This is a genomic window from Corynebacterium appendicis CIP 107643, assembly GCF_030408415.1.
GTDB lineage: Bacteria > Actinomycetota > Actinomycetes > Mycobacteriales > Mycobacteriaceae > Corynebacterium > Corynebacterium appendicis.
Map to the genome: position 1 here is coordinate 772680 of NZ_CP046976.1, position 26413 is coordinate 799092.

Genomic DNA, 26413 nt, shown 5'->3' on the forward strand with positions numbered 1-26413 from the left:
TTACCCTTGGTTCCATGTCGACAACCGGAAAAAACGTCCTTCTTGCAGCCCCTCGCGGATACTGTGCCGGCGTGGACCGCGCAGTCGAGACCGTGGAGAAGGCGCTGGAGAAATACGGCGCCCCCATTTACGTCCGCAAAGAGATCGTGCACAACAAGTACGTGGTGGAGACGCTGTCGCAGCGCGGCGTGATCTTCGTCGAGGAGACCGACGAGGTTCCGGAAGGCGCCCACGTGGTGTTCTCTGCGCACGGCGTGTCCCCGGCGGTGCGCGAATCCGCGCAGCAGCGCAACCTCATGGCACTCGACGCGTCGTGCCCGCTGGTGACCAAGGTGCACAACGAGGTCAAGCGCTTCGCCCGCGACGGCTACCACATCCTGCTCGTCGGCCACGAGGGCCACGAGGAGGTCGAGGGCACCGCCGGCGAGGCGCCGGATGTCGTGCACCTCGTCGACGGTGTCGAGGGCGTCGAGGCCGCCCCGGACTTCCCGGAGGACCAGAAGCTGGTGTGGCTGTCGCAGACCACGCTGTCGGTGGACGAGACCATGGAGATCGTCACCCGCCTGCGCGAGAAGTACCCGAATCTGGAGAATCCGCCGAGCGACGACATCTGCTACGCCACCCAGAACCGCCAGGTCGCGGTCAAGGCGATCGCGGAACGCGTGGAGCTGATGATCGTCGTGGGCTCGCAGAACTCCTCGAACTCGAAGCGACTGGTGGAGGTCGCCCTCCAGAACGGCGCGGACGCTGCCTACTTGGTCGATTACGCGAACCAGATTGATGAAGCCTGGCTCGAGGACGTCGAGACCGTCGGTGTCACCTCCGGCGCATCGGTGCCGGAGATCCTCGTGCGCGAGGTCGTCGAGTACCTGGACGAGCGCGGCTTCACCGATGTCGAGCAGGTCACCACGACCACGGAGACCATCACGTTCGCCCTGCCGCGCGACCTGCGCGCACCGCGGACGAAGGCATAGCAGCGCCGGCTTTACGGCGGCGGGTTAGGAGTCGTACAGGTCGTCGCTAAGCCTGCGGCTCAACCCTCGGCTGCTCCCGCTGTCCGTTTTCTCCTTTTGGCGCTCGGCGCGGCGGGCAAGGAGCTCCTCGACCGTGACTCTCGTGTCTGTGCCCGAGCTGCGCTGACGCGAGAGTGATGCTTCGCGGCGGGTGCGCCTATTGGTTGCGGAGATGCTGCGACGCTGGCGTTCCTCGCGGGCGCGGATGTCGTCGTTCTGCTTCTTCAACAGGCGCAGGCGCAGTAGCGCGATGAGCAACGAACCAAGTGTGACGAAGAGCAGCACAGGGAAGTACTGCGTGAGTGGGTAAAGGATGAGCACCGCGGAGGTCCTGCCCAGCGATGTCTGCCCTTCGGGAAGCTGGAAGTACGCGATCAGTACGCCGGTGAGCAGCATGAAGAACGTGTACAGCAGCGGGATCGACGCGACGGTGAGGAAGAGGCCGCGGGGGTTCACGAATGTGGCGACCACAATGGAGGCGACCGTGAACAGCACGAGAAACGGCAGGCCAATTGCTTCGTTGTAGAGGGCGATCAGCCCGCCGGTCACGAGCGCGGCGACGATGATGCCGATGCCGGAACCCGTGGAGAAGCCGGTCAGCGTCGATGCAGACGTGTACGACGAGCGGGGTGAAGCATGAGACACGCTGAGACATGTTACCCGCCGGGGTTGCTGGTCCCGTGTTCACTCGGCGGGGCTACCCCTATTTTTCTTCGTCGGTGGCGCCGGTGTCCGCGCGCGGGACCGCGGAGCGTGTGCGCGAGGAGACCGGGTTCAAGGTGGTGGGGGCGGTGGCGGAATGGCCGGGAACGTCGAGGTCTTTGAGTCGCCGCGCGGTGACCATGACGCGCGAGTCCATGGAGCCGAGGGTGGCGTTGAAAGCCTCGACGGCTTTGTCCAGCGAGTTGCCGAGCCGGTTGTAGTGCTCCGCCATGGTGCCGAGGCGCGTGTGGAGCTGCGCCCCGAGCCGCTGAACCTCGTGGGCCTTTTCCGCGACGGTCTCGTGCTGCCAGCCGAGACCGACGGTACGCAGCAGCGCGAACAGCGTCGTCGGCGTGGCCAGCACGACGCCGCGGCCGAACGCGAAATCGAGCAGCTCAGGGTCCTGCTCGAGCGCGGCGTCGAGGAACGGGTCAGCCGGCATGAACAGAACCACGAATTCCGGGGTGGGGGAGAACGCCTCGACATAGCTTTTTGACGCCAACGTGTTCACATGGCTGCGCACCAGGTGGCTGTGCCGCCGCAGGTAGCCCTGCTTCTCCTCCGGATCCTCCGTGCCCAGCGCGTCTAGGTAGGCACTGAACGGCACCTTGGCGTCGACGACGATATTGCGGCCGCGGCTGAGCCGGATCACCATGTCGGGGCGCACCATCTGCCCGTCGACCCAGGCGGAGGCCTGGGCGTCGAAATCGCAGTACCGGGTCATGCCGCCGAGCTCTACGACGCGCTCGAGCTGCATTTCGCCCCACCGTCCGCGCGTGTTGGGGGAGCGCAGGGCGGCGACGAGTTGGTCAGTCCTATCGCCCAAGCGCGACGACGCCCGAGTCACCGCCTGCACTTGCCCCGCCAGGGCTGAATACGCCACGGCGCGGTCCTCGTCCATCTCGCGGAGCTGTTCCGAGAGCTGTTCCATTGTGTGGCCCAGCCGGTCGAATTCGCGCTGGCGCTGTGCCTCCAGCGCCCGCGTCTCGGGGGAGGGCTCCAGTTCGGGTGCGCGGGGCGCAGTTTGATCGGTGCGTTCAGACCGCTCTGAACGCACCGCGTAGAACGCTGCACCGACAAACGCACCGGCAGCGAACGCGAGGGCCGCGACGATCAGGATCAGGACGACGGCAGTGGTGGTGCTCATGCACCACACAATTGCACACGGCTAGGACACGTCGTCCCCGCCGCGCTTGCGGGAACCGAACACATTTTCGATCCGCCAGTCTTTGGGTGTCCGCAGGTTGATGCCCCGAACCTGCTTGACCAGCGTGTATCCGGGCCGGCTGCGGGGTGCGGGTTCACCGCGGTCCTCGTCGTCGCCGTCGAGGGTGGGCGGCGTCCAGACATGCTCGGATAGAAGCTCGGTGCGTTCGGCATCGCTCTCGCGCTCCTCAGCTTCGGCGAGCGCCCGCCCGACATCGGTGGCGAAGCTGAGATCGGCGGCGCTGACTTCGCCTGCGTGCAGGCGCAGCATGTCCTGGATATAGCGGAATACGACGGCCACGGTCGCCGCGACCGGAACGGCGAGGAAGGCGCCGACGAGGCCGAAGAGACCGCCGCCGACGGTGACGGAGACCAAGACAATCACCGGGTGAAGCTTCATCGCGCGGGATTGCAGCAGCGGGGAGAGCACATTGCCTTCCAGCTGCTGCACCGCCAAGACGATGGCGAGCACGATCAGAGCCTTGGTGAAGCCGAGGGAGACCAGGGTGATCAGGACGGCCAGGGCTCCGGCGACGATCGCGCCGACGAGAGGAATGAACCCGGCCATGAACGTGATCACCGCCAGGGTGAACGCCATCGGCACGCCGACGATCCAGATGCCGATGCCGATGAAGAGTGCGTCGATAAGCGACACGACAGCTTGCGCGCGGATATACCCGCCGAGCGTGTCCCACGCGCGCGTGAGCAGTTCCGTTGCGTGCAGACCCGCGCGGCCGCCGGTAGCGCTGCGCACCCACGGCAGGAATTTGGGTCCGTCTTTGAGGAAGAAGAAGGTCAGGACCACCACGACGACGAGCGTGATCGACATCGACGTCGCGGTGCTGATGCCGCTGAAGATGCCGCCGGCGATCGCGCCCGCGCGGTCCTGCATCCACGTGGCCACATCCTGGACGATGCTGTCGACCTGCTCCGCATCGATGTCGAACGGCAGGCTCTCTTGGTTTTGCAGCCACAGTTGGAGGCCCTGGATGCCTTGGCCAGCTTGAATCACGAGAACGCGGGAATTGCGCAGGATATCCGGCAGGATGATGGCCACGAAGAAGACGAGTACCGCGAAGAAAACGAGCAGCGAGAACAACGCCGCGAGCCCGCCGGGCACCTTGAGGCGCCGCAGCCCGTTCGTGATGGGGGAGAGCACGGTGCACACGATCAGCGCCAGGATGACCGGCAGCACGCCCGCCCAGAATTTGCCGACGAGGTAGAAGGCCGCGCCGAGCAGAACCACGATGATGAGCATCCGCAGCGAGAATTGCGCGGCGGATTTCGTCCAGGCGTTCACGATCACGGACCGGTCGACGCGGTTGGCGTATTCGTGCACGTCGCCGGAGCCGTTGGTCCGGGCGTCAGTCGCTTGCACCTTTTCGGCCAGCGCCTGCGCGTCGTCGGTCACGGCGTCCTCGCCCGCGGCGGGGCCCAACTCTGCAGAACTCACGCGCCCTATTGTGCCCTAAGGCTTCGAGGTGGGAGCTACGGGTTGGCGCATTGCTTTTCGACGAGCGCTCCAAAGTGACCCGTGCTACATTCTTGTGCGCAGACGCAGGGGAAGCTGTCTATTCCCTGTCTCACGCGTTTCCCGTACCGCTTTTGACCACTGTTCTTACGAGGTTTGACATGCGCCTGAAGACCACTGCTGCAGCCGTCGCGCTGACGCTCACCCTGACCCTCCCGTTCGCCTCCGTCCCCGATGCCGCGGCGCAGTCGTCTAGCGGATCGAACCCGGTGTCCGTGAGCCACATCGGCGTCGGCGCTACCTCCACGGACATGAACTTCTCGTGGCGCACGAACTACCGTGGCGCGGAATCCGTGAAGTACTACCCGTCGCGCCAGCCGGACGCCGCGCAGACCGTCCTGGCCGAGGAAGCCCGCTACGGCGTCGTGGGACGCTCGATGCACGCCAGCATCTCAGGTCTGCAGCCGGGACTGGAATACACCTACCAGCTCGGCTCGGACCTGGGCGGCTGGAGCGAACCCGAGACCTTCCGCGTGCAGCCGGAGGGCGACAGCTGGTCCTTCCTGAATTTCGCCGATGCCCAGATCGGCGTCGACCTCAAGGTCCGCGAGCAGGCCGACGCGTGGCGCGCCGCCGTCAAGCAGGCGACCAGCAACTACCCGGATTCCGAATTCATCCTGCACGCCGGCGACCAGACCGAAGGCTGGGGTTCTCCGACCATCCAGTGGGAAGCGTTCTTCTCGCCCGACGAGTTGCGCAACTACCCGGTCGCGATGTCCAAGGGCAACCACGAAACCTACGCACTGCCCGGCTACTTCGATGAGCGCAGCAACTTCCCGAACCAGCAGGGCAGCAGCGCGAACTACTTCTTCGAGCGCAACAACGCGCTGTTCGTCGTGCTCGACTCGAACGAGAGTTTCAGCCGCGATATCCAGCGCCACGCCGACTTCGTTCGCAAAACCGTGACTGAGCACGGCACGGACAAAGACTGGATCATCGCGGTCATGCACCACGCGCCGTATGCGCAGAGTTCCCACGCGATGAAGGACTCGGACGTGAAGCGTCTGCGCGAGGGACTTGCGCCGGTCTTCTCCGAGGCGGGCGTGGACATGGTCATGTCCGGCCACGACCACATGTACAACCGCACCCACCTTATGAACGGCCTCACCCCGACCGCACCGGACGCATACCCCGCGTCTGGCGATGTGCTCAAGCCCAAGGCAGGCGAGGTCATGTACGTCACCACCACCACAGCCGGCGGCGGAAAATACTACAACTTCCACAGCCCTGACGGCGAGGAGCACCCGCAGTACACCAGCTACACCCAGACGCGTGACACGGGCCTGCAGGCCAAGGAAATTGCCATCTGGACGCAGGACAAAACGCCGGACTACGCCGTCGTCGACGTGGACAAGAACACGCTGACCATGCGCACGTTCAACGTCGTAGACAATTCGCTTGTCGACGAATTCACCCTCGACAAGTCCTCCACCGACCGCCCCGCGCCGGGAACCCGCAACCCCGGTGTCGTCACCCCGGGCGGCGCGGGCGAAGAAGGATCCAGCGGCTCCTCCGACGGTGCCCCCGGCGAGATCTATGCCTCCTAGGCCACTGGCATCGGCATCGCGGTCCTGCTCGGCCTGATTGGCGGGGCAGTGCTTGCAGCGCCGCAGCTGCGTGATTTCGCAGCACAGATCCCGCAGGCGCGCCAGTTCGCCGCGCAGTTCGGCATCCAGCTTTAACCGCTAGCTTCAGCCGTTAGATCTGTCCGCACGCCCCGTCCACGCCCGTCGCCCGGGGTGGCTGGGGCGTGCGTTATCATTGGCCACCGTGAGCCTTACTCTTGGAATCGTCGGTCTGCCCAATGTTGGCAAGTCCACCCTGTTCAACGCACTGACCCGCAACGAGGTCCTGGCCGCGAACTACCCGTTCGCCACCATCGAGCCGAACGTCGGCCTGGTGCCGCTGCCGGATAAGCGCCTCGACCGCCTCGCCGAGATCTTCGGCTCCGAGGAGATCCTTCCGGCCACGGTGTCCTTCGTGGACATTGCCGGCATTGTCAAGGGCGCCTCGGAGGGCGAGGGCATGGGCAACGCCTTCCTCGCGAATATCCGTGAGGCGGACGCCATCTGCCAGGTCGTGCGCGCATTCTCCGACGACAACGTCATCCACGTCGACGGCCAGGTCGACCCGGCCAGCGACATCTCGGTGATCAACACAGAGCTCATCCTCGCCGACCTCCAGACCATCGAGAAGGCCCTGCCCCGCCTGGAGAAGGACGGCCGCAAGGACAAGGACCTCGCCGCCCAGGCCGAGGAGGCCAAGAAGGCGCAGGCCATCCTCGAGAACGACACGACGCTGTTCGCCGCCTCCAAGGACGGCGAGATCGACCTCGCCCTCATCCGCGACCTGCACCTGATGACCGCGAAGCCGTTCCTCTACGTCTTCAACTCCGACGAAGGCGTGCTCACCGACGACGCGAAGAAACAGGAACTACGCGATCTCGTCGCTCCCGCCGAGGCCGTCTTCCTCGACGCCCAGACGGAGACCGAGCTCCTCGAGCTCGACGATGAGGACGCCGCAGAGCTCCTCGCCGCCGTGGGCCAAGACGAGCCCGGCTTATCGACGCTCGCCCGCGCCGGCTTCGAAACCCTCGGCCTCCAGACCTACCTCACCGCCGGCCCCAAGGAGTCCCGCGCCTGGACCATCCACAAGGGCGACACCGCCCCGAAGGCCGCCGGTGTCATCCACACCGATTTCGAAAAGGGCTTCATCAAGGCCGAAATCGTCGCCTTCGACGACCTCGACGAGCTCGGCTCCATGGCCGAAGCCCGCGCCGCCGGCAAGGTCCGCCAAGAGGGCAAGGACTACGTGATGGCTGACGGCGACGTCGTGGAGTTTCGTTTCAATGTAACCTAAGGCGCGCTAGTGTTAGTCGCATGACAACACGGGCTGCCTTTTACCTTCGCATCTAGCTCGATGCTGCAATGGACGGTCTTGCCATCGAGCGTCAGCGCGAAGACTGTGAAGCCATTGCAAAGCAGCGTGGCTGGATGGTCGTGTACCCCTTATGTGGATCAGTCGATCTCGCCCTCTAAGAAAGACGTGGAACGTCCTGACTACGACGCGATGGTCGCTAGCTATGGGCGAGGCGAGCTAGGCGCGATTATCTCCTGGGACTTGGATCGTCTAACACGGCAGCCCTCGCAGCTCGAAGAGTGGATCGAGAAAGCGGAAGAGCACGGGTTGAAGCTTGTTACCGCGAATGGTGATGCGGACCTCAGTACTGACGGAGGCCGGATGTTCGCGCGCATCAAGGCGGCCGTGGCACGCGGTGAAGTCGAGCGTAAAGGGGCGAGGCTGTCACGCGCGCAACAGCAGCGTGCTGAGCAAGGGCGCTGGTGTTCAACTACTCGGGGGACACCCCCGGTGACGGTGGCCAGCACAAAGACGATGGTGAAACCGAGAATGAACAACCCGGCCGCACCCGCTACCGCCCACTGGCGTTTGGTGGCCACCGTGCCCCCTCGGCGTCGTAGTCGACCTCCTCGCCGACCACACTGGCCAGATACGACATATAGCCGGGTACCAGGGGTACGACGCACGGGGGGTGAACGATATCAGACCTGCAGCTGCTGCAGCCAGGGTGCCGATCATCAGTGGCCCGGTGGCCGCGGCATCGGCGAACTGCTGGCCGATCGCCAACTGCGCCATCACATCAACGGTCATGATGCTGGTGCCTCCTCGGCCAGCGGTAGGGCGACATCAAAGATGTCATCGGCGGTGACCTCCCTCAGGAACACCGCGGCCGGGCGGTGGCTTCGGTCCAGGACAATGGTGGTCGGGCTGACCGAGGTCGGCACACCACCCAGGGCCGCAGCGATACGAAACGGCGGATCGTAAATCGAGGGATAGGTCACCGCGTTGTCGAGTCCGAAGTCCTGGGCGATGGTCTGGTTGTAGTCACGGACGTTGATGCCCAGCACCGTGCCACCGAGGGGGTCGAGAGTCTCCAGGACAAGCTGCAGGTCATCGACTTCCGCGCGACACGGTGCACACCACTGGCCCCAAGCGTTGAGGACGACGACCTCGCCTTCAAAATCAGACAGGCTGATCTCCTCACCCTCCTCCATCAGTGACGGGCCGGAGAAGTCCGGCAGCGGGGCACGTTCCTCCTTTGCGTAGATAATCTCGGTTTGGCCTCCTGGTGAGTGGAACTGGAAGGTGCCCCCGACGGCGACGGCGTTTCGGGCACCGTCGCCTGAGGAACAGGCCGTCAGGGTCACGGCGGTGAGCACCGCGGCAACCGCGATGGCGGCTCTGCGGGGTGTGCTCGGCATGGATTAGATCTCCATATTCCGGGGCGGTGGGGAAGAAGACGGTGTTCTGGTTGTCCCGGAAGACCACAACACCGAGGAAGGTCATCGTGCTGCCCGGTGGGTGGTCTGCAGCGACTCTGTCCACCTCGGCACTCAACCCTGCTGTCGGGGTTACTCGTAGCGAAGCGAGCTGAGCATCCCGGTTTCCATGTGATAGGCGTTATGGCAGTGAAATGCCCACTCACCGGGGTTGTCAGCGATCAGGTCGGCGATCATGGTTTCACCGTGGCGGAGAAGGACGGTGTCCTTGCGTAGCCCGCCGCTGCCGGGCAGCGCCCATGTGTGGCCGTGGATGTGCATGGGATGGGGCATCATGGTCCTGTTGCGCATGACCATCCGCAGGCGCTGGCCCGCCTGCACGGTCGCGGAGGAGGATTGGCCGTCGGTGAGAATGCTCCATTCATACGGCATCATCTGCCCGCCCAGGTCGATGCTGACTTCTCGGTCTGGTGTGCCCTCGGGCAGGAGTGCACGGTCTGCTGGCTTTAGGGAGGACAGAAGCAGTCCGGTGGATGACAACTCGGGGAAGTCGACATCGGGGCGGGGGGCCTGGCCGCCGGCGGTGCGGATGACGGCGAAGGCGCGGTCGTCCTTACCCACCGCCAAAGCCGTGAGCGGGAAGATGCCGTCGCCGAGGATGACCTCGACGTCGACACGCTCGCCCATCGACAGGTAGATCGATTCGGTCTCCCAGGGCTGGACAGGGAAGCCGTCGGTGTGGGTGACGGTCATGCGGTGACCACCGAGGGCCACCTTGAAGATGGTGTCACCGCCGGAGTTGATAAACCGCAGGCGGGCCTTGTCGCCCGGGCGAGCCTCGAAGGTCCGGTGAGCACGGGGGATACGTCCGTTGATAAGGTAGTGCGGATACATCACATCGCCGGCATCCCCGCCCAGTACCCGGTCCGGGGTGCCGTGCATCATCTGGCCGTGACCTCCCATTCCCATCCTCCCGTTATGGTCGCCCGAACCCATTCCGGTGAGCTTGTCGAGCTCATCGTCGGGAGTGCCCTGAATGCCATCGACCCAGTCGTCGAGCACGATGGTCCACTCGACGTCCTGGTCCTCAGCGTCTTGCGGGTCACGGATGATCAGTGGGGCGCGGAGGCCGCGATCAAGCTGCAGGCCGGTGTGGGAATGGTAGAAGTAGGTGCCACCGTGGGGGACTTCAAAAACATAGGAGAAAGACTCGCCAGGTTCAATGGGGTCCTGGGTCATGCCGGGCACACCGTCGGCTGCGTTGTGGAGTGCGATGCCATGCCAGTGGATGGAGGTGGCCTCAGGCAGTTCATTGGTGATATCGACCTGGAGGACGTCGCCGGCGGTGGCCTCAATGGCCGCATCCCCGGTGTCAGAGACGTATCCCCACGTCTTGGCTTCGATGCCGCCGATATCCAGGGAGAGGGGCCGCGCGGTCAGCGTCCGGCGCACCGTCGGCTCACCGAGCGCAGTGGGGGTGGGAGTGGGGCGAAGAGAGGGACCTGGTGCCGAGGCAGCGGGTCCAGGGTCGCTGGTGCAGGCGGCCAAGGCCCCGGTGCCGGCGAGGACGAGCCCGCCGAGCAGAAACTGTCGTCGGGAAAACGCGTTCGTCATGATTTAACCTTCCTTGGTGCAAGATTTCAGAGACACGGGAGACAGTCGCAGGTGAGGACCCTGCTGAGCCATCACGTCAGGCGCAGGTCTGTGACACAGGTGGCACCGTCGTCGGTGGTGGAAAACTCCGTGGTGCCGGTACGCCCCTGGTAGCTGACCTCAATCAGGCCGGTGACATCATCGGGCAGCCAGAAGCCAATAAACCCGTTGTCGAAGGTGGTTGTCGCCTCGTCCACCAGCACCTCACCGGTCGCCTCATCGGTGATCGTGACCTGGATATCCTCATTGTTGAGTTCCCCCAGGCAGGTCGTGAGGCTGTGGTAGAAGCACTCGTGGGTGGAGGTGAGATAGGGTGCGATCGAGACATACGTCTGATTGTCGGGAAGATCAACCACGACTTCCTGGTCATCGCTCGAGAGCAGCAGTTCATCGTTACGCACTGAGGCGATCAGATCCGTGGGACGCTCAGTGACCTTCTGCCGGTCGAGGTGATCAATGATCTCCACCGCGTCCATGGCGGCCAGGCCATGGGTAGTCAGGAATGTATCCTGGGACACCGTCCCATCGGCGGTGGGTTCCGGGTCGGCGGCCGAACACCCCGTGAGGGCGAGGGCAAGGGCGGCGGCTGCGATCGCTGCTCGTTTCACGTCAATCTCCTTGGATCGTAGTAAGACCGTGAGAAGACACCGCCTCAAGGTCGATGCCATACCTTTATCTAGCACGGGTGCCTGACGGCCCAGAAATCAAAAACCCTGCTCACAGCCTTATAACAGGGCGAAAAGGGGGTGAATTCGGTGGGCTGGGTCACCACCCGGACACCACCCCACAGCCGTGGGCGATGTCCTTCCACCCACCCCGGGTATGCGGTGCAGGCAGTGAAATCCCTGGTGGCGCCTGCTGAACCGACCAGGGGAGGCGATGCCGCCGGCCCGGGGTGGGGCACAGGGGTGATGGCGGTCGAAGGGTGATGTTTGAAGATTTGATGAAGATTTCCCCGCCAGGCACTGAGTGAGGCTGGTATTCCCCCCGGCCGGAGCGATACTGGGGTCTATGGCTGACCGCACACCGACCACCGCCACGCCCCCGGAGCGGGTGCTGGTCGTCGATGATGAACAACCCCTGGCTCAGATGGTGGCCTCCTACCTCATCCGGGCCGGCTTCGATACCCGCCAGGCGCACACCGGCACCCAGGCCGTGGACGAGGCCCGTCACTTTTCCCCCGATGTTGTGGTGCTGGATCTGGGGCTGCCCGAACTCGACGGCCTGGAGGTGTGCCGACGGATCCGCACCTTCTCGGACTGCTACATCCTCATGCTCACCGCGCGTGGCAGCGAGGACGACAAGATCAGCGGTTTGACCCTGGGGGCGGATGACTACATCACCAAACCTTTTAGCATCCGGGAACTGGTGACCCGGGTGCATGCGGTGCTGCGCCGCCCGCGCACCAGCACCACCCCACCGCAGGTGACCACCCCCTTGATCGTTGGTGACCTCATCCTTGACCCCGTCGCCCATCAGGTGCGGGTGGGGGAGACGACCGCGGAGCTCACCCGCACGGAGTTCGAGCTGCTGGTTGCCCTGGCCCTGCGCCCCGGCCAGGTGCTGACCCGCCACGACCTGGTCGCCGAGGTCTGGGACACCACCTGGGTCGGTGATGAACGCATCGTCGATGTCCACATCGGCAACTTGCGTCGCAAGCTCGGTACCGACACCCGGGGCCGGGGGTTGATCGACACCGTGCGTGGCGTGGGCTACCGGGTGGGGCAGCCATGAATCACGGACCCGGCCTGACCTTCCGCTTCCTGGCCGCCCAGGTGTTGGTCGTGGTGATTAGCCTGCTGGTGGCCGCGGCCGTGGCCACGATGGTGGGCCCGACCCTGTTCCAGGATCATATGTTGATGACCGGCCGAGAGTACCCCTCGCTGGAGCTGTTCCATGCCGAGCAGGCCTACCGGGACGCCAACCTGATCACCCTGGCCGTCGCCCTGCCCACCGCCTTGATCAGCGCCCTGCTGGCCAGCCTGTGGTTATCGCATCGCCTTCGCACCCCCCTGCAGGATCTCACCCGCGCCGCTACCAGCCTGACGGCCGGCGACTATCGTATCCGCGTGCCCGCCGGAGAAGCAGGCCCCGAAGTCACCACCCTGGCGCATGCCTTCAACACCATGGCCGACCGGCTGGAACACACCGAACAGGTCCGCCGCCAGATGCTCTCTGATCTGGCCCACGAAATGGGCACCCCCTTATCGGTGCTCACGGTCTACCTCGATGGTCTCCAGGACGGGGCCGTGGACTGGAATAATGCCACCCACACGATCATGGCTGACCAACTCACCCGCCTGACCCGGTTGATGGAAGACATCGACGATGTCTCCCGGGCCCAGGAACACCGGATCGATTTGGACCTGGCGGAGGAAGGGCTCGGGGATCTGCTCCATACCGCCGCTGCTGCCGCGGGGGAAGCTTATGCTGACAAAGGCGTCGATTTACAGGTCGAGACCATTACGGACACCGCCCGGGTGCTCGTGGACCGGCAACGCTTCGGCCAGGTGATGAGCAATCTCCTGTCGAACGCGCTACGGCACACCCCGGCCGGCGGGCAGGTCCGGATCAGCGTCCACCGACAGGGGGCGTCCACCGCGCTCATCCACGTCGCCGATGACGGCGAGGGCATCCCACCTAGCCAGCTCGGACACATCTTCGAACGCTTCTACCGGGGGGATGCCGCCCGCAGCCGGGACAACGGCGGGGCCGGTATCGGTCTGACCATCTCCAAGGCATTGGTCGAGGCCCACGGCGGCACTCTCACCGCCACCTCCCCCGGACCCGGTCGCGGAGCGGTGTTTGCCCTCCGCCTCCCGCTGTCCCCTCCCGACAGTGAGGAGGCTGCTCGGTGACCACACCCTGCCCCGCGTGAGGGCCGTGCCCTCCACCCCTTGAAAATGTACCCCGGGGGGGTATATGCTAGCGAGCGTTACCGCATCCCACCGACCCATAGGAGCTTTCCCATGATCACCTCCCCGCCCCACCTCTTGCCGATGGCCTCTCACGGCTGCAGCTGTTGCGGACCTGCCTCACGTGCCGACACCGCCTCCATCCCTGCCGCCAGCGACTCGTCAGCAGGAGGATCCTCCCCGAGCTACCAGGTCACTGGTCTGACCTGCGGGCACTGCGCGGAAAGCGTGACCCAGGCCCTTCATGCCCTCCCCCAGGTCGACGATGTCCAGATTGATCTCGCTGCTGGTGGTGTTTCCACCGTCACGGTCACCGGTGTCGTACCTCCGGAGATGGTTCGCCGGGCCATCGAGGAGGCCGGCTACACCGTCTTATCCTGATCAGTTTTACCCATCATCTCGACCCCGACCGGGTTGAGCGGAAGGAACCTCATGAGCACTCCCCACCATTCCGATGATCACCCCACTCCGGAAACAGACCACACCCACCACCCGGATCATGCCAGCCACGAACACCACGCAGATGCCGACACCCACGGCCAGGCGATGCCCCACGATCACCCGCACTCCGCCATGGACGAAGACCACCACGTTCATGGTCACGGCGAACACGCCGGACACAGCACCGCAATGTTTCGGGACCGCTTCTGGTGGTCGCTGATTCTGTCCATTCCCGTCGTTATTTTCAGCCCCATGGTCGCCCAGCTGCTCGGCTACCACCTCCCGGCATTCCCCGGATCCACCTGGATCCCCCCGGTGCTGGGCACGATCATCTTCGTCTACGGCGGAACGCCTTTCCTCAAGGGCGGATGGAACGAACTGAAATCCCGCCAACCCGGAATGATGCTCCTGATCGCCATGGCCATCACCGTGGCGTTTGTCGCCTCCTGGGTCACCACTCTGGGGCTGGGCGATCTTGACCTGGACTTCTGGTGGGAGCTGGCCCTGCTGGTGACCATCATGCTGCTGGGCCACTGGCTGGAGATGCGTGCTCTCGGGGCCGCGTCCTCCGCGCTTGACGCGCTGGCTGCCCTGCTGCCGGATGAGGCCGAGAAAGTCATCGACGGGACCACCCGCACCGTGTCCATCTCCGAGCTGGCCGTCGACGACGTCGTGCTGGTGAGGGCCGGTGCCCGGGTGCCGGCCGACGGAACCATCCTCGACGGAGCCGCCGAATTCGATGAGGCGATGATCACCGGCGAATCCCGACCCGTCTTCCGCGACACCGGTGACAAGGTGGTCGCCGGTACTGTGGCCACCGACAACACCGTCCGCATCCGGGTGGAGGCTACCGGCGGGGACACCGCCCTGGCCGGGATCCAACGCTTGGTTGCCGACGCCCAGGAGTCCTCCTCACGGGCCCAGGCCCTGGCGGATCGGGCGGCGGCGTTGTTGTTCTGGTTCGCGCTGATCTCCGCTCTGATCACCGCGGTGGTGTGGACCATCATCGGCAGCCCGGACGATGCCGTGGCGCGCACGGTCACGGTACTGGTCATCGCCTGCCCGCATGCCCTGGGCCTGGCGATTCCGCTGGTCATTGCGATCTCCACCGAGCGGGCCGCGAAATCCGGGGTGCTCATCAAGGACCGGATGGCGCTCGAGCGGATGCGCACCATCGACGTGATACTCTTCGACAAAACCGGCACCCTGACCGAGGGAGCGCACGCGGTCACCGGTGTCGCGGCAGCTGGCGGCGTCACCGAGGGCGAGCTGCTGGCCCTGGCCGCCGCCGCCGAGGCCGACAGCGAGCACCCCGTGGCCCGCGCCATCGTGGCGGCCGCGGCCGCCCATCCCGAGGCCTCCCGTCGGCAAATCCGTGCAACTGGTTTCAGCGCCGCCTCCGGCCGGGGGGTCCGGGCCACTGTCGATGGCGCTGAGATCCTCGTGGGCGGGCCGAACATGCTGCGCGAGCTCAACCTCACCACCCCGGCCGAGCTCACCGACACCACCAGCGCCTGGACCGGGCGTGGGGCCGGTGTGCTCCATATTGTCCGCGACGGTCAGATCATCGGTGCGGTGGCCGTCGAGGACAAGATCCGCCCCGAATCCCACGCCGCCGTGAAAGCCCTGCAGGACCGCGGGGTGAAGGTCGCGATGATCACCGGTGACGCGCAGCAGGTGGCCCAGGCGGTTGGCCAGGACCTGGGGATCGATGAGGTCTTCGCCGAGGTCCTGCCCCAGGACAAGGACACCAAGGTCACCCAGTTACAGGAGCGTGGCCTGAGCGTGGCCATGGTCGGCGATGGTGTCAACGACGCCCCCGCTCTGACCCGCGCGGAGGTCGGTATCGCCATCGGGGCCGGCACGGATGTGGCCATGGAATCCGCCGGAGTGGTCCTGGCCAGTGATGACCCGCGGGCAGTGCTGTCGATGATTGAGCTCTCGCAGGCCAGCTACCGCAAGATGATCCAGAACCTCATCTGGGCCTCTGGCTACAACATCCTCGCCGTGCCGCTGGCCGCCGGCGTGCTCGCCCCGATCGGGTTCGTGCTGTCCCCGGCCGTGGGCGCGATCTTGATGTCTGCCTCGACCATCGTGGTGGCCCTGAACGCCCAGCTGTTGCGCCGCATTGATTTGGATCCGGCCCACCTGGCTCCGACCGACGGGAAGGAGGAGAAGGCTGCTGTGAGCTCTGCAGCCCCCGTCCGCTGACTTTCAATCCTTCATCGACTCCCCTATACACAACCTCCGAAAGGGAACCCCATGAAGCGCACCATCACCATCGCCGCTCTCGCCTTGACCTCCACCCTGGTTTTGTCCGCCTGCGCAGATAACACTGAGGGAGAAAACACCGATACCACGACCATCGCCACTACGTCCGCCCCCGACACCACCGAAACGACCGGGGCCACCACGGATCCTGAGACAGAGACGGGGGCGGACGGAGAGGTCTCCGCCGAGCACAATGACGCGGACATCATGTTCGCGCAGATGATGATCCCGCATCACCAACAGGCCGTGGAGATGAGTGAAATCCTCCTGGCCAAGGACGATATCCCGGCCGAGGTCATCGAGTTCGCCCAGGGTGTTATCGATGCCCAGGGCCCGGAGATCGACCGGATGAATACCATGCTCGAGACCTGGGAAGAAGATCCGGTCACCGGTGATATGGGTGAGATGGACCATGGCGGGATGAGTGGAATGATGAGCGAGGAGGACATGACAGCCCTCGAGGACGCCCAGGGCACCGAGGCTGCCCGCCTCTACCTTGAGCAGATGACCGCCCACCACGAGGGCGCGGTCGATATGGCCCGCGATGAGGTCACTGATGGCCAGAACCCGCAGGCCATCGCTCTGGCTGAGCAGGTCATTGAAGACCAGGAGGCCGAGATCGCCGAGATGGAGCAGATGCTCAACGAGCTCTGAACAAGGACATTCCCCGACCACCCCAGATGAGAAACACGACCATACGGCCATCGGGCCAAACCAGGATTTCCGGGAAGGACAATCAACATGCCGAATAAAATCAAGGTTGCAGTAAACGGGTACGGTGTCATCGGTAAACGTGTAGCCGACGCGGTGAGAGCCCAGGAGGACATGGAACTCCTCGGGGTCAGCGACGTCACCACCGATTACCGGGTCACCACCGCCATCACGCAGGGCATCCCGGTCTATGCCTCCACCGAAAAAGCCCACCAAGAGATGAGCGCTGCCGGATATCCCATCGCCGGGAAACTACCGGACCTGCTCGACAACGCGGATGTCGTGGTGGACTGCACCCCGTCCACCATCGGGGCCGGCAACCTCGACCTCTATCGCACCCATGGAGTCAAGTCCGTGTTCCAGGGCGGGGAGAAGCACAGTCTCACCGGCCACTCCTTCGTTGCCCACGCCAACTACAGTTCCACGCTTGGACGCGACACCACCCGCGTGGTTTCCTGCAACACCACCGGAACTGTCCGCACTCTGACCGCACTCCAGGACGCTGGGTTGCTGTCCAAAGCGCGGGGAGTGCTTGTCCGCCGGGCCACCGATCCGTGGGAATCCGACCACTCGGGGATCATGAACACCATAGTTCCCGAAGGTCGTATTCCCAGCCATCAAGGCCCAGACGCCCAGTCGGTGGTCCCCGACCTGGATGTGGTGACCATGGCGGCCAAGGGAGCGCACACCCACAACCACCTGCATTTCTGGACCATCGAGCTGACCCGTCCGGCAGACACAGAAGAGGTTCTCGAGGCGTTGAAGGCGATGCCGCGGATCGCTTTCGTGCGACGCTCCGATGGCATCGTGGCGGTCAACAGCACCGTCGAATTGATGCGAGATCTAGGCCGGCCGCGGGGCGATATGTATGAGGTCGCCATCTGGGAGGACATCCTGACCGTGCAGGGCAATGAGTTGTACTGGACGTACACGGTCGACAACCAGGCCATCGTCGTCCCCGAGAACATCGACGCAATCCGTGCCCTGGCTGGCACCGTGGAAGACGGTGATGAATCCATCCAGCGCACCGACCGTGCCCTGGGGGTGCGCGCGGACTTTTTCTCACCTCTGCCCAACGGCTGATTCCAGCAGGAGACACCCACGGCGGTGCCCGACCCAGATCGCTCATGTCCGGGTCGGGCACCGCTGTATAAGCAGTTGATCAGGCGCACCGCGCCTTCTCGGAAGGCGTAGTCAGGTGCGTGAGGCTTCCGCGATAGTGCCGATTGTTTCATCCAGGACAGCGTCGAATTCGACGTCGTCCTGGGTGACGGTGAGCCCTTCGGTCAGGGCGCGGGAGAAACTGGCGATTATTCCGGGGTTGCGTGCCAGGCGAGCGTTAGCTTCCGCGCGGGAGTAGCCGCCTGATAGTGCCAGCACCCGGATCACCCGCGGATGTTCCACGAGCCCGCGGTAGAAGTCATCAGTTTCGGGAAGCGTCAGTTTGAGGATGACCGCCTGGTCCTCCTTCAGCTGGTCGAGCTCTTTGCGCAGGGCCACCCGGAGCTGGTCTTCTACCTCGGTCTTGCGGGGGCTGTGGATGTCGACCTCAGGCTCGACAATGGGTACCAGCCCGAACCGGAGGATCTGCTGAGCGATCGCGAACTGCTGCGCAACGACAGCGTCCACCCCCTGCCCGGGAAGCTTGATGAACGAGCGCATTTTGGTGCCGAACATGTGCTTGCTTACCGCACGCTCGAGCAGGTTGTCCAGATCAGGGAGGGGCTTCATGACCTGAGCCCCGTGGGTTTCTTCCGCCAGGCCCTTGTCAATCTTGAGGAACGGCACAATGTCTTTGACTTTCCACAGATAATCCCCTGTAGGCATTCCCCCGATGTCGCGGTCCATTGTGTCCTCGAACAAAATCGCCCCGAGGATCCGGTCACCGTCGAAACTGGGGCTGGTGATGATGCGCGTGCGCATCTTATGCACCAGATCAAACATCTCCTCCTCACTGGAGTAGGCGTCCTCGTTGATCCCATAAAGTTTCAGCGCTTTCGGGGTACTGCCCCCGCTTTGATCCAACGCCGCGATGAAGCCGGTACCGGCCCTGACCTTGTCGTATTTTCCTACGTCCATGAAACGTCCTTCCGCCTAGCGAGTTGTGACCATGTCGTGGAGCCCACTGTGCCTCGGTCCCAGGCAACTGTGCTCGTTGTCGTATCCCGGTACGGTTCCAGTCCAGTTAGGTAAATACCGAGGATCTGCGTCATGATGGTTCTTCCCCGGTGGTGCCCGGCCAGCGTGGGTCTTCGGCAGCTGTGCTCTCCGCCGAAGGGAACCGGTCATGCTCTTGGCTTCGGCCTGCTTGGTAGACATCATGGGTTTTCTCACCTGGTTAGGTCCGGGGTAGATTTGTTCTGCAGGCCGCGTCGTGCCTCGAATAGGTCCGTTGACTCCCCGCCGGCGAGTTCCACATACGCTCCCGCGCTCCCCACGTAGATGGGTGGCGCAGTACTGGGGTGTAGTCGGATCAGGAGACTATCGATGCTCAGGGCAACATCGATCAGGTGCCCGCGGTACTGGATCTGGAATTCCACTTTTTCCAGGTGGGTAGGCAGTCGGGGATCGAAGGTAAGGGCGTTGGCTTCGGTCTGCAGACCGGCAAAAGAGCGGGTTAGGATATCCACCGTGCCCGCCATCGCACCCAGGTGAATTCCTTCGCGGGTGGTTCCCCCCTGGGTGTCATCTAGGTCCGCGACAAGGGCTTCGCGGAAAAGGGCCCAGGCCTGGTCTTCGTCGAAGCGGGAGAGCACCGAGGAATGGACCACCCGGCTGAGTGTGGATCCTTCTGAGCTGCGGGACACGTAGTACTCTACGGTGCGTTTCAGGTCAGTTTCGGAGAAAGAATAACCGAGCCTGCCGAGTTGGTTGATGACACCGGTTGGTCCCAACAGATAGATGAGCATCAGTACGTCGGCCTGTTTGGCCAGTTTATACCGATTGGTGGTGTCGTTTTCGGCTTCCAGGATCAGGTCGAGCCGACCGATATTGCCGTACTTCGCCCGGTATCGCGGCCAGTCCAATTCAAGCAGGTCCTCATACCCGTCGAACTGACTGATGACCCCGTCGGCGTGGAAGGCGACGGTCAGTGCGCTGCCCAGCTGGGACCAGTGCTGGATCTCGTCGGGGGTGATCTGCAATCGGTCGGTGAGGTCATGCTCTTGGTGGCCGGCCAGTTCCCGAAGAGCATCAACCGCCCGCTCACAGACCCAGGAGAGAAGAATGTTGGTGTAGGCATTATCGGTCAGGCCCGCTCCGGGATGATCCGGATAGCCATCGTGGTATTCGTCTGGCCCCATCACCCCGGTGAGGTGATATCTTCCGGTGGCGTCGTCGTAGGTGGCCAGTGAGGCGAACATCCTGGTTATTTCGATGATCAGTTCCGCTCCGCGGGTGGCCAGCCAGTCCCGGTCACCGGTGGCCTGAAAGTATTGCCAGGCGTTGTAGGCGATGGCGAGACCGACGTGGCGCTGTCGACTGGAGTTGTCCGGCATCCACCGGGCGGATCGTGGATTGTAGAGCCACTGGGGTGTCTCCTCCCGCCCGTCGCTGCCGCTCTGCCACGGGAACAGTGCCCCCTTGAGACCCTGCGCCCGGGCGGCGGCCCGGGCAGCGCCCAACCGTTGCCACCGGTACTCCAGAAGTGCTTGACTTACCTGCGGCAGCCGCAGCCCGATAACGGGCAGGACGAAAAGTTCATCCCAAAAGATGTGCCCGCGGTATCCTTCCCCGTGCAGGCCCCGGGCTGGCACCCCGGCATCCAGCTCGGCGGTGTGTTCTGATATTGCCTGCAGCAGGTGGAACACGTGCAGGTTGAGGCTCAGCTGGGACTGGCGGTCTCCGTCAAAGGTGACTCCGAAGCGATCCCACAGGCGACGCCAGGCTGCTTCATGGCTCTGGATCAGGATGTCGAAGTCGCCCTCATTTCGGGAGAGCTCGGTGAGTGCTGCTCTTCCCGGCGAGGCGATCGCTACATCCCTGGAGGTTACTACCGCCACGGTTTTGGTCATCGTGGCCGTTTCTCCGTCGACCAGCTGAACATCACAGTTCCGTAGGTATCTCCCGCCACCATTGTTAACGTCACTGGCCGTTACTCCCTGGCCAGGGAACTCTGTGCGCACCGCGAGGGCGATCCGAATCTGGCTCTGGTTGGTCTCCACCTCACACAGGACGGTGTGGTCGTCTATGTCGGTGACGACGGCGTTCGTCAGGTGAGCCTGCCCGCTACCGATGTAGTCACGGACGTTGGTGTTGGTGACCTGCGCATCAATTCCGGCCCGGATGCCGACCGTACCGCTGAACCCTTTTGCCGTCACCGTGGTTTGAAGCGCCGCCAGGTGGGGATTGTCCATCGAGACTAGCCGCCGCTGCACCACGATAAGCTGGGCGTTCCCGGGGCCGGTGAGGGTGGCCCGGCGGGTGAGCGTACCGCGGCGCAGGTCAAGTTCGCTGCGATCCTCGGAGACCTCCATCTCTCCGGTGGACCACCAGGGACCGTCGCCGATGCGGACGTCGACCGGCAGCCAGTTGGGGATGTTGACCAGGTGCTCTTCTTCCAGTTCGCGGCCGTGGATGATGCCGGTAGTTCGGTTGTAGACACCCGAGAGGTAGGTCCCCGGATAGTGGATCCCGTCATCGCGGCGCTCCGGACGCGCACCGCGCGTGGCCATGTAACCATTGCCCAGGGCGGTCAGAGCCTCCCGATGCCCCTCGTGGGCTGGGTCGAATCCCTCGTAGACCAGCAGCCAGGGATCGGTGCGCGATGCACCCAGATCCAACTGGCCGACACTACCCAGGACGACGTCGGCGCCCGCCGCGTCCAGTTGCTCCCGGTACCCGGCGTGGTCGATTCCTACCACCAGTCCGAAACCGCCGGCGTGTCCTGCCTTGACCCCGGACACGGCATCCTCGATGACCACGGAACGCTCCGGGGATACGCCGAGTCGACGTGCCGCCTCGAGGAACATCGCCGGATCCGGTTTGCCGGGCAAACCTTGATCTGCGGCCACCAGGCCATCAACGATCACATCAAATGCCGGCTCCAGGCCCGCGGCCTCCAACAGAGCCTGCGCGTTACGGCTGGCTGTGACGAGGCCCACGGGGATGCCGCCGCCGCGCAGGCGTTCCAGCAGCGCCACGGTTCCGGGATAGACTTCGACACCGTCACGGGCTAATGCGGTGAGGAACAGGTCATTTTTTCGGGCCCCCAGTCCGGCGACAGACCAGGCATCCGGTCCGTCCTCCGGGCTGCCTGTGGGAAGCTGGATGCCGCGGGAGGTCAGGAAGGCGCGGATGCCGTCTTCGCGGCTGCGTCCGTCCACGTAAAGCCGGTAGTCCCGGTCTGCGTCGAACGGTGGCGTATCCGCTCCCACTCCGGATCTGGAGTCGGCCAGGACGGAGTCGAAGAGCTCCTTCCAGGCCGCCGCATGCACGCTGGCGGTCCGGGTAACGACCCCGTCCATGTCGAACAGCACCGCATCATAGGGCAAAGTTGCGAGATGATTCGACGACAAGGGCGGTGATGTTGATGTCTTCCGAGGATGTGACGGTGCCATGTTAGAGCGGTTCCTCTCGTGCTTCCTGCTCGCATCGAAGGCCGGGGCCGGGGACAGCTGTCCATTGCCAGTTGTTGATTTCCGGCATGTCTTCGCCGTGGGTGCGGATGTACTGGTGGTGTTCGATCAGGGCGTTCTTGAATTTTTCGCGCACGGTGGCCGAGACGTCCTTGAGCCGCGGCACTCTGTCAATCACCGCCATGGCCAAGTGGAACCGGTCGATCCGGTTGAGTACGCACATATCGAACGGTGTCGTCGTGGTGCCTTCCTCTCTAAAGCCGTGAACATGGAAGTTCCCGTGGTTGGTCCGCCGGTAGGTGAGCCGGTGGATCAACCACGGATAACCGTGGTAGGCGAAGATCACTGGCTTGTCCGTGGTGAACAGCGCGTCGAAGTCGGTGTCCGACAGCCCGTGCGGGCCTTCGGACTCGTGTTGCAGCCGAAGGAGGTCTACGACGTTGACCACCCGGATGGACAGATCCGGGAAGTGGGAGCGCAAAAGGTCCACGGCGGCGAGGGTCTCCATGGTGGGAACGTCCCCGGCACAACCAAGCACCACATCCGGTTCCGTGTCCGGGTGTGTGCTGGCCCAGTCCCAGATGCCGATGCCCTTGGTGCAGTGAACGATGGCGTCGTCCATGTCTAGGTATTGCAGCTGTGGCTGTTTGCCGGCGACGATGACATTGACATACTGACGGCTGCGCAGACAGTGGTCGGCCACCGACAGCAGCGTGTTCGCGTCCGGTGGTAGGTATACCCGGATGACCTCGGGTTTCTTGTTGAGCACATGGTCGATGAAGCCGGGATCCTGATGGGAAAAACCATTGTGGTCCTGCCGCCAGACGTGGGAGGTCACCAGATAGTTCAAGGAGGCGATCGGCCTGCGCCACGGGATGCCATTGGTCGTGTCCAGCCACTTGGCATGCTGGTTAAACATCGAGTCCACAATATGGATGAAGGCCTCATAGCAGGAGAAGAACCCGTGCCGACCGGTGAGCAGGTAGCCTTCCAGCCAACCCTGGCAGGTGTGCTCGGACAGGATTTCCATGACTCGCCCATCACGGGCCAGATGATCATCCCCGGGGACTGTTCCGACGTTCCAGGCCCGGTCCGTGGCCTCCAAAACCGCTGTCAGGCGGTTGGAGTTGTTTTCATCCGGGGCGAAGACACGAAAATTGTGCAGATTTGTAGCCAGAATGTCCCGAAGCATCTGCCCGAGCACTCGGGTTGCCTCAACCTGACCGGTCCCGGGTTGTTCTACCGGGACAGCATAGTCGCGGAAATCGGGTATCCGCAGGTCCCGCAATAAAGCGCCGCCATTGGCATGGGGGTTGGCACTCATCCGTCTGTCCCCGGGAGGGTGCAGAATGCGGACCTCTTCGACCGGTTCCCCGGAGTCGTCGAAGAGCTCCTCCGGGCGGTAGCTGCGCAACCAGTCCTCCAGGACCTTCCGGTGGCTATCGTTTTCCCGTGCCGCACTGAAGGGAACCTGGTGGGAGCGCCAGGACCCTTCCACGTCCTGCCCGTCCACTTCGGCCGGGCCGGTCCATCCTTTGGGGGAACGCAGCACAATCATCGGCCAGCGGGGCCTTTCCGTCTCTCCGCTTTCGCGGGCACGGTGCTGGATCTCCCGAATGTCATCAAGACAGGTGTCCAGTGCTCGGGCGAAATCCTGGTGCATCTGTTCCGGATCGTGACCCTCAACGTAGTAGGGGGTATGCCCGTAGCCGCGCAGCAAGTCGTCCAACTCGTCATGGTCAATCCGTGCCAGGACGGTGGGACTAGCGATCTTGTAGCCATTGAGGTGCAGGATCGGCAAAACGGCTCCGTCGCGTGCGGGATTCATGAACTTATTGGAGTGCCAGCTGGCTGCCAGCGGGCCGGTTTCCGCCTCCCCGTCGCCCACCACGGCCGCAACAATAAGGTCGGGGTTGTCGAAGGCTGCCCCGTAGGCGTGTGAGAGAGCGTATCCCAGTTCCCCCCCTTCGTGAATGGAGCCAGGGGTTTCCGGAGCCACATGGCTGGGAATACCCCCGGGGAAGGAAAACTGCTTAAACAGCTGTTTCATCCCCTCCAGGTCCTGGCCCACGTCTGGGTAGGTCTCGCTGTAGGTCCCTTCCAGCCATCCCGCCGCCACCGGGCCTGGACCGCCATGGCCGGGGCCCATGATGTAGATCATGTTGAGATCGCGTTTGATGATGCTGCGGTTTAAATGCGCGTAGATGAAGTTCAACCCCGGGGTGGTACCCCAGTGCCCCAACAATCGAGGTTTGATGTGTTCGGGCTGCAACGGCTCGCGCAGTAGGGGATTGTCCATCAGGTAGATCTGTCCGACGGACAGATAGTTCGCTGCTCGCCACCAGGCGTCAAGGTGGGTGAGTTCGGTCGGTGTCAGGACACCACCATCAGAGTGCGTTCTAGCAGTGTTATTTATCATGTCCTCTGTGCTTTCCCTCGGATTGTCGATGATCTGAGCTACTGCCCTGCACTTCGTGGCCAAAACCGCAGGAGCGGAAGACTAGTGCTGGAGCAACGTCTCGTTCACAATGTTCCGGGAGGTCGAAAACCCCTGCATAGGAAAGATATGGCGGAAACAGTGAGCGTGGTCGTGGGTCGGGGTTAGTCCAAGGTGGCGAGCAGCTCAGTACAGGCCTGCTCGCACCGGCGGCAGGCCTCGGCGCAGACCGTGCAGTGCTCGTGCATCTCAGCGTGGCGGGCGCATTCTTCTCCACAGGCCTGGCAGGCAGTACGACAAGTCTCCAGGACGGAGCGGATAAGGGTGACATTCCAGTCGGTGGGCCGGGAGAGCATCCGGCCGGTGGCCGTACAGATGTCAGCACAGTCGAGGTTGAGGCGGATACAGGTGGTCAGCTCCGCGACCATGTCCTCACCCAGGCAGGCATCCGCGCAGGCGGTGCAGGTCTGGGCGCACTCGAAGCAGACGGCGATGCATTCGGCCAGTTTGTCCTTGTCGATCTGGCCTAGGTCCTTCGGGTGGGTCTCCAGCATGGCGCGTATGTGATGGGTCATGTCGTGCTCCATATCTCAATTCGGTCCGGGAAGGCGGGCCGGTCGAGCCGACCGGCCCACACCCTCGACCCTAGAGGCCCGACTGGCCGGAATCCAGGGCTGGACCATGAAGATTTCATGAAGAACCGCAACCTCCACCTAGCGGCTACCAGCCGCTAGAAACTCCCTAAGTAACGTGGCGAATGCTCGGCCGTAGCTACGCCGAGTGGGTCGGCCACAGGCTCCCAAGAGCCGGACGCTGCCCTACCCACAGCCTCCACCCAGTGGCACCTATCGAGCAGGAGGAGTGATAAACCACGACGCACTTGAAGCACCATCCCTCGCTGAGTCTCAGCTCCTGCACCAACCAAGAAACCTAGAAAGCATTATCATGAAGCGCACCATTGCCCTCGCCGCCCTCGCCCTGACCTCCTCCCTGGCCCTGGCCGCCTGCACGGACGACACTGCATCCGATGCCCCCGAGACCACGACCACCACCACCTCGGAGACGGCCACACAGTCCTCCGAGGAGACTGGCATGAACGATCAGATGGGTGCAGAGGGCCATGACCATCCGGCTGATGGTGGGCAACCCCCGGCAGGGATCGCAGCAGAGGAAAATCCCACCTACCCGGTGGACACCGAGGTCGTCCTCACCGCGGACCACATGCCGGGCATGGAGGGTGCTGAGGCGACGATCGCCGGTGCGTTTGACACCACGACCTACTCGGTCAGCTACACCCCCACCGACGGCGGGGACCCGGTCACCGACCACCGGTGGGTGGTCCACGAGGAGCTTGTCGATCCGGGCCAGGCCCCCCTGCCGGAGGGGTCCGAGGTCGTCTTGGATGCCGAGCACATGTCGGGAATGAAGGGTGTGGAGGCCACCATCGACTATTCCACGGATGAGACGGTCTACATGGTTGATCTCACCGTCGACGGGATGACCATGACCAATCACAAGTGGGTCACCGAAAGCGAGATCGCCCCGGCAGAGTAAGACCCACCAACCGCAACCTCAGCACCCCAGGCTCCTCCACCATCTGGTTGAGGTTCCTGGGTGCTTACCTCTTTGGTTTCTGCCCTAGGACGAGTTAGTCCTCGT

The 26413-nt window shown here is 63.8% G+C and carries 20 protein-coding genes and 2 pseudogenes; 11 read left to right on the forward strand and 11 right to left on the reverse strand.

From position 1 onward, the window contains the following. Window positions 1-14: 14 nt before the first annotated feature. The gene (locus CAPP_RS03950; protein ID WP_076599694.1) at window positions 15-974 is read left to right on the forward strand and encodes a 4-hydroxy-3-methylbut-2-enyl diphosphate reductase; all 960 of its coding nucleotides are present in this window, start codon (window positions 15-17) and stop codon (window positions 972-974) included. A 24-nt stretch (window positions 975-998) separates the two neighbouring features. Here the strand turns inward: CAPP_RS03950 and CAPP_RS03955 are convergent, their stop codons facing one another. Genes CAPP_RS03955 through CAPP_RS03965 form a run of 3 tightly spaced genes read right to left on the reverse strand, consistent with a single transcriptional unit; the run spans window position 999 to window position 4374 of the window. Continuing rightward, entirely contained in the window at window positions 999-1658 is a 660-nt protein-coding gene (locus CAPP_RS03955; protein WP_076599693.1) for a DUF6542 domain-containing protein, read from the reverse strand. Window positions 1659-1716: 58 nt separating this feature from the next. After that, complete coding sequence (locus CAPP_RS03960) at window positions 1717-2862, reverse strand: DNA recombination protein RmuC (RefSeq protein WP_084560652.1); 1146 nt, start codon at window positions 2860-2862, stop codon at window positions 1717-1719. 21 nt (window positions 2863-2883) lie between these two features. Then, a complete protein-coding gene (locus tag CAPP_RS03965) occupies window positions 2884-4374 on the reverse strand; it encodes an AI-2E family transporter (protein WP_234958963.1) in 1491 nt (496 codons plus the stop codon). Between the two features lie 179 nt (window positions 4375-4553). Between CAPP_RS03965 and CAPP_RS03970 the strand changes: the two genes are divergently transcribed. From CAPP_RS03970 to CAPP_RS03980, 3 genes and pseudogenes are all read left to right on the forward strand, one after another. Further along, complete coding sequence (locus CAPP_RS03970; RefSeq protein ID WP_076599692.1) at window positions 4554-5999, forward strand: purple acid phosphatase family protein; 1446 nt, start codon at window positions 4554-4556, stop codon at window positions 5997-5999. A 223-nt stretch (window positions 6000-6222) separates the two neighbouring features. Further along, on the forward strand, window positions 6223-7311 hold the full coding sequence (ychF, locus tag CAPP_RS03975) for a redox-regulated ATPase YchF (protein ID WP_076599718.1): 1089 nt from the start codon (window positions 6223-6225) through the stop codon (window positions 7309-7311). Between the two features lie 60 nt (window positions 7312-7371). After that, window positions 7372-7734 (forward strand): annotated as a pseudogene (locus CAPP_RS03980) (recombinase family protein); the annotation flags it as partial. Between the two features lie 86 nt (window positions 7735-7820). Here the strand turns inward: CAPP_RS03980 and CAPP_RS03985 are convergent. From CAPP_RS03985 to CAPP_RS04000, 4 genes and pseudogenes are all read right to left on the reverse strand, one after another. After that, window positions 7821-8121: pseudogene (locus CAPP_RS03985) on the reverse strand (cytochrome c biogenesis protein CcdA); the annotation flags it as partial. Further along, a complete protein-coding gene (locus tag CAPP_RS03990; protein ID WP_076599691.1) occupies window positions 8118-8732 on the reverse strand; it encodes a TlpA family protein disulfide reductase in 615 nt (204 codons plus the stop codon). The gene CAPP_RS03990 and the pseudogene CAPP_RS03985, both read right to left, overlap by 4 nt. 150 nt (window positions 8733-8882) lie before the next feature. Beyond that, window positions 8883-10364 (reverse strand): multicopper oxidase family protein, encoded by a 1482-nt coding sequence (locus CAPP_RS03995; protein WP_076599690.1) that lies wholly within the window; start codon window positions 10362-10364, stop codon window positions 8883-8885. A gap of 71 nt (window positions 10365-10435) precedes the next feature. Beyond that, window positions 10436-11011, reverse strand: a complete 576-nt coding sequence (locus CAPP_RS04000; RefSeq protein ID WP_076599689.1) for a CueP family metal-binding protein — start codon at window positions 11009-11011, stop codon at window positions 10436-10438. Window positions 11012-11414: 403 nt separating this feature from the next. Between CAPP_RS04000 and CAPP_RS04005 the strand changes: the two genes are divergently transcribed. From CAPP_RS04005 to CAPP_RS04030, 6 genes are all read left to right on the forward strand, one after another. Further along, a complete protein-coding gene (locus CAPP_RS04005; RefSeq protein ID WP_076599688.1) occupies window positions 11415-12137 on the forward strand; it encodes a response regulator transcription factor in 723 nt (240 codons plus the stop codon). Next, window positions 12134-13261 carry a sensor histidine kinase gene (locus CAPP_RS04010; protein WP_076599687.1) on the forward strand — a complete coding sequence of 376 codons (1128 nt, stop codon included), beginning with the start codon at window positions 12134-12136 and terminating at the stop codon, window positions 13259-13261. Before CAPP_RS04005 ends, CAPP_RS04010 begins: the two co-directional genes overlap by 4 nt. 111 nt (window positions 13262-13372) lie before the next feature. Further along, window positions 13373-13699, forward strand: a complete 327-nt coding sequence (locus CAPP_RS04015) for a heavy-metal-associated domain-containing protein (protein WP_076599686.1) — start codon at window positions 13373-13375, stop codon at window positions 13697-13699. Between the two features lie 51 nt (window positions 13700-13750). Further along, entirely contained in the window at window positions 13751-15970 is a 2220-nt protein-coding gene (locus CAPP_RS04020; RefSeq protein WP_076599685.1) for a copper-translocating P-type ATPase, read from the forward strand. A gap of 51 nt (window positions 15971-16021) precedes the next feature. After that, window positions 16022-16684: a DUF305 domain-containing protein gene (locus tag CAPP_RS04025; protein WP_076599684.1), complete on the forward strand. Its 663-nt coding sequence runs from the start codon at window positions 16022-16024 to the stop codon at window positions 16682-16684. 87 nt (window positions 16685-16771) lie between these two features. Further along, a complete protein-coding gene (locus CAPP_RS04030) occupies window positions 16772-17824 on the forward strand; it encodes a type II glyceraldehyde-3-phosphate dehydrogenase (protein ID WP_076599683.1) in 1053 nt (350 codons plus the stop codon). Between the two features lie 111 nt (window positions 17825-17935). Here the strand turns inward: CAPP_RS04030 and CAPP_RS04035 are convergent, their stop codons facing one another. The 4 genes from CAPP_RS04035 to CAPP_RS04050 form a co-directional block, all read right to left on the reverse strand. Continuing rightward, on the reverse strand, window positions 17936-18820 hold the full coding sequence (locus CAPP_RS04035; RefSeq protein WP_076599682.1) for a fructose bisphosphate aldolase: 885 nt from the start codon (window positions 18818-18820) through the stop codon (window positions 17936-17938). A 251-nt stretch (window positions 18821-19071) separates the two neighbouring features. Beyond that, on the reverse strand, window positions 19072-22218 hold the full coding sequence (locus CAPP_RS04040) for a beta-phosphoglucomutase family hydrolase (RefSeq protein ID WP_234958962.1): 3147 nt from the start codon (window positions 22216-22218) through the stop codon (window positions 19072-19074). 82 nt (window positions 22219-22300) lie between these two features. Further along, window positions 22301-24736, reverse strand: coding sequence for a phosphoketolase family protein (locus CAPP_RS04045; protein WP_076599680.1), 2436 nt, complete (start codon window positions 24734-24736; stop codon window positions 22301-22303). A 182-nt stretch (window positions 24737-24918) separates the two neighbouring features. Then, window positions 24919-25329 carry a four-helix bundle copper-binding protein gene (locus CAPP_RS04050; protein ID WP_076599717.1) on the reverse strand — a complete coding sequence of 137 codons (411 nt, stop codon included), beginning with the start codon at window positions 25327-25329 and terminating at the stop codon, window positions 24919-24921. Between the two features lie 370 nt (window positions 25330-25699). Here CAPP_RS04050 and CAPP_RS04055 point away from each other — a divergent pair, with 370 nt between their 5' ends. Then, window positions 25700-26308 carry a YdhK family protein gene (locus CAPP_RS04055; protein WP_042622830.1) on the forward strand — a complete coding sequence of 203 codons (609 nt, stop codon included), beginning with the start codon at window positions 25700-25702 and terminating at the stop codon, window positions 26306-26308. The last annotated feature ends 105 nt before the right edge of the window (window positions 26309-26413 follow it).

What these genes read in the sequence shown, in the direction of transcription:
- CAPP_RS03950 (WP_076599694.1), top strand. Translation starts at nt 15, where the DNA reads ATGTCGACAACCGGAAAAAACGTCCTTCTTGCAGCCCCTCGCGGATAC.
- CAPP_RS03960 (WP_084560652.1), bottom strand. Translation starts at nt 2,862, where the DNA reads ATGAGCACCACCACTGCCGTCGTCCTGATCCTGATCGTCGCGGCCCTC.
- CAPP_RS03970 (WP_076599692.1), top strand. Translation starts at nt 4,554, where the DNA reads ATGCGCCTGAAGACCACTGCTGCAGCCGTCGCGCTGACGCTCACCCTG.
- CAPP_RS03990 (WP_076599691.1), bottom strand. Translation starts at nt 8,732, where the DNA reads ATGCCGAGCACACCCCGCAGAGCCGCCATCGCGGTTGCCGCGGTGCTC.
- CAPP_RS03995 (WP_076599690.1), bottom strand. Translation starts at nt 10,364, where the DNA reads ATGACGAACGCGTTTTCCCGACGACAGTTTCTGCTCGGCGGGCTCGTC.
- CAPP_RS04005 (WP_076599688.1), top strand. Translation starts at nt 11,415, where the DNA reads ATGGCTGACCGCACACCGACCACCGCCACGCCCCCGGAGCGGGTGCTG.
- CAPP_RS04010 (WP_076599687.1), top strand. Translation starts at nt 12,134, where the DNA reads ATGAATCACGGACCCGGCCTGACCTTCCGCTTCCTGGCCGCCCAGGTG.
- CAPP_RS04015 (WP_076599686.1), top strand. Translation starts at nt 13,373, where the DNA reads ATGATCACCTCCCCGCCCCACCTCTTGCCGATGGCCTCTCACGGCTGC.
- CAPP_RS04020 (WP_076599685.1), top strand. Translation starts at nt 13,751, where the DNA reads ATGAGCACTCCCCACCATTCCGATGATCACCCCACTCCGGAAACAGAC.
- CAPP_RS04025 (WP_076599684.1), top strand. Translation starts at nt 16,022, where the DNA reads ATGAAGCGCACCATCACCATCGCCGCTCTCGCCTTGACCTCCACCCTG.
- CAPP_RS04030 (WP_076599683.1), top strand. Translation starts at nt 16,772, where the DNA reads ATGCCGAATAAAATCAAGGTTGCAGTAAACGGGTACGGTGTCATCGGT.
- CAPP_RS04035 (WP_076599682.1), bottom strand. Translation starts at nt 18,820, where the DNA reads ATGGACGTAGGAAAATACGACAAGGTCAGGGCCGGTACCGGCTTCATC.
- CAPP_RS04045 (WP_076599680.1), bottom strand. Translation starts at nt 24,736, where the DNA reads ATGATAAATAACACTGCTAGAACGCACTCTGATGGTGGTGTCCTGACA.
- CAPP_RS04050 (WP_076599717.1), bottom strand. Translation starts at nt 25,329, where the DNA reads ATGACCCATCACATACGCGCCATGCTGGAGACCCACCCGAAGGACCTA.
- CAPP_RS04055 (WP_042622830.1), top strand. Translation starts at nt 25,700, where the DNA reads ATGAAGCGCACCATTGCCCTCGCCGCCCTCGCCCTGACCTCCTCCCTG.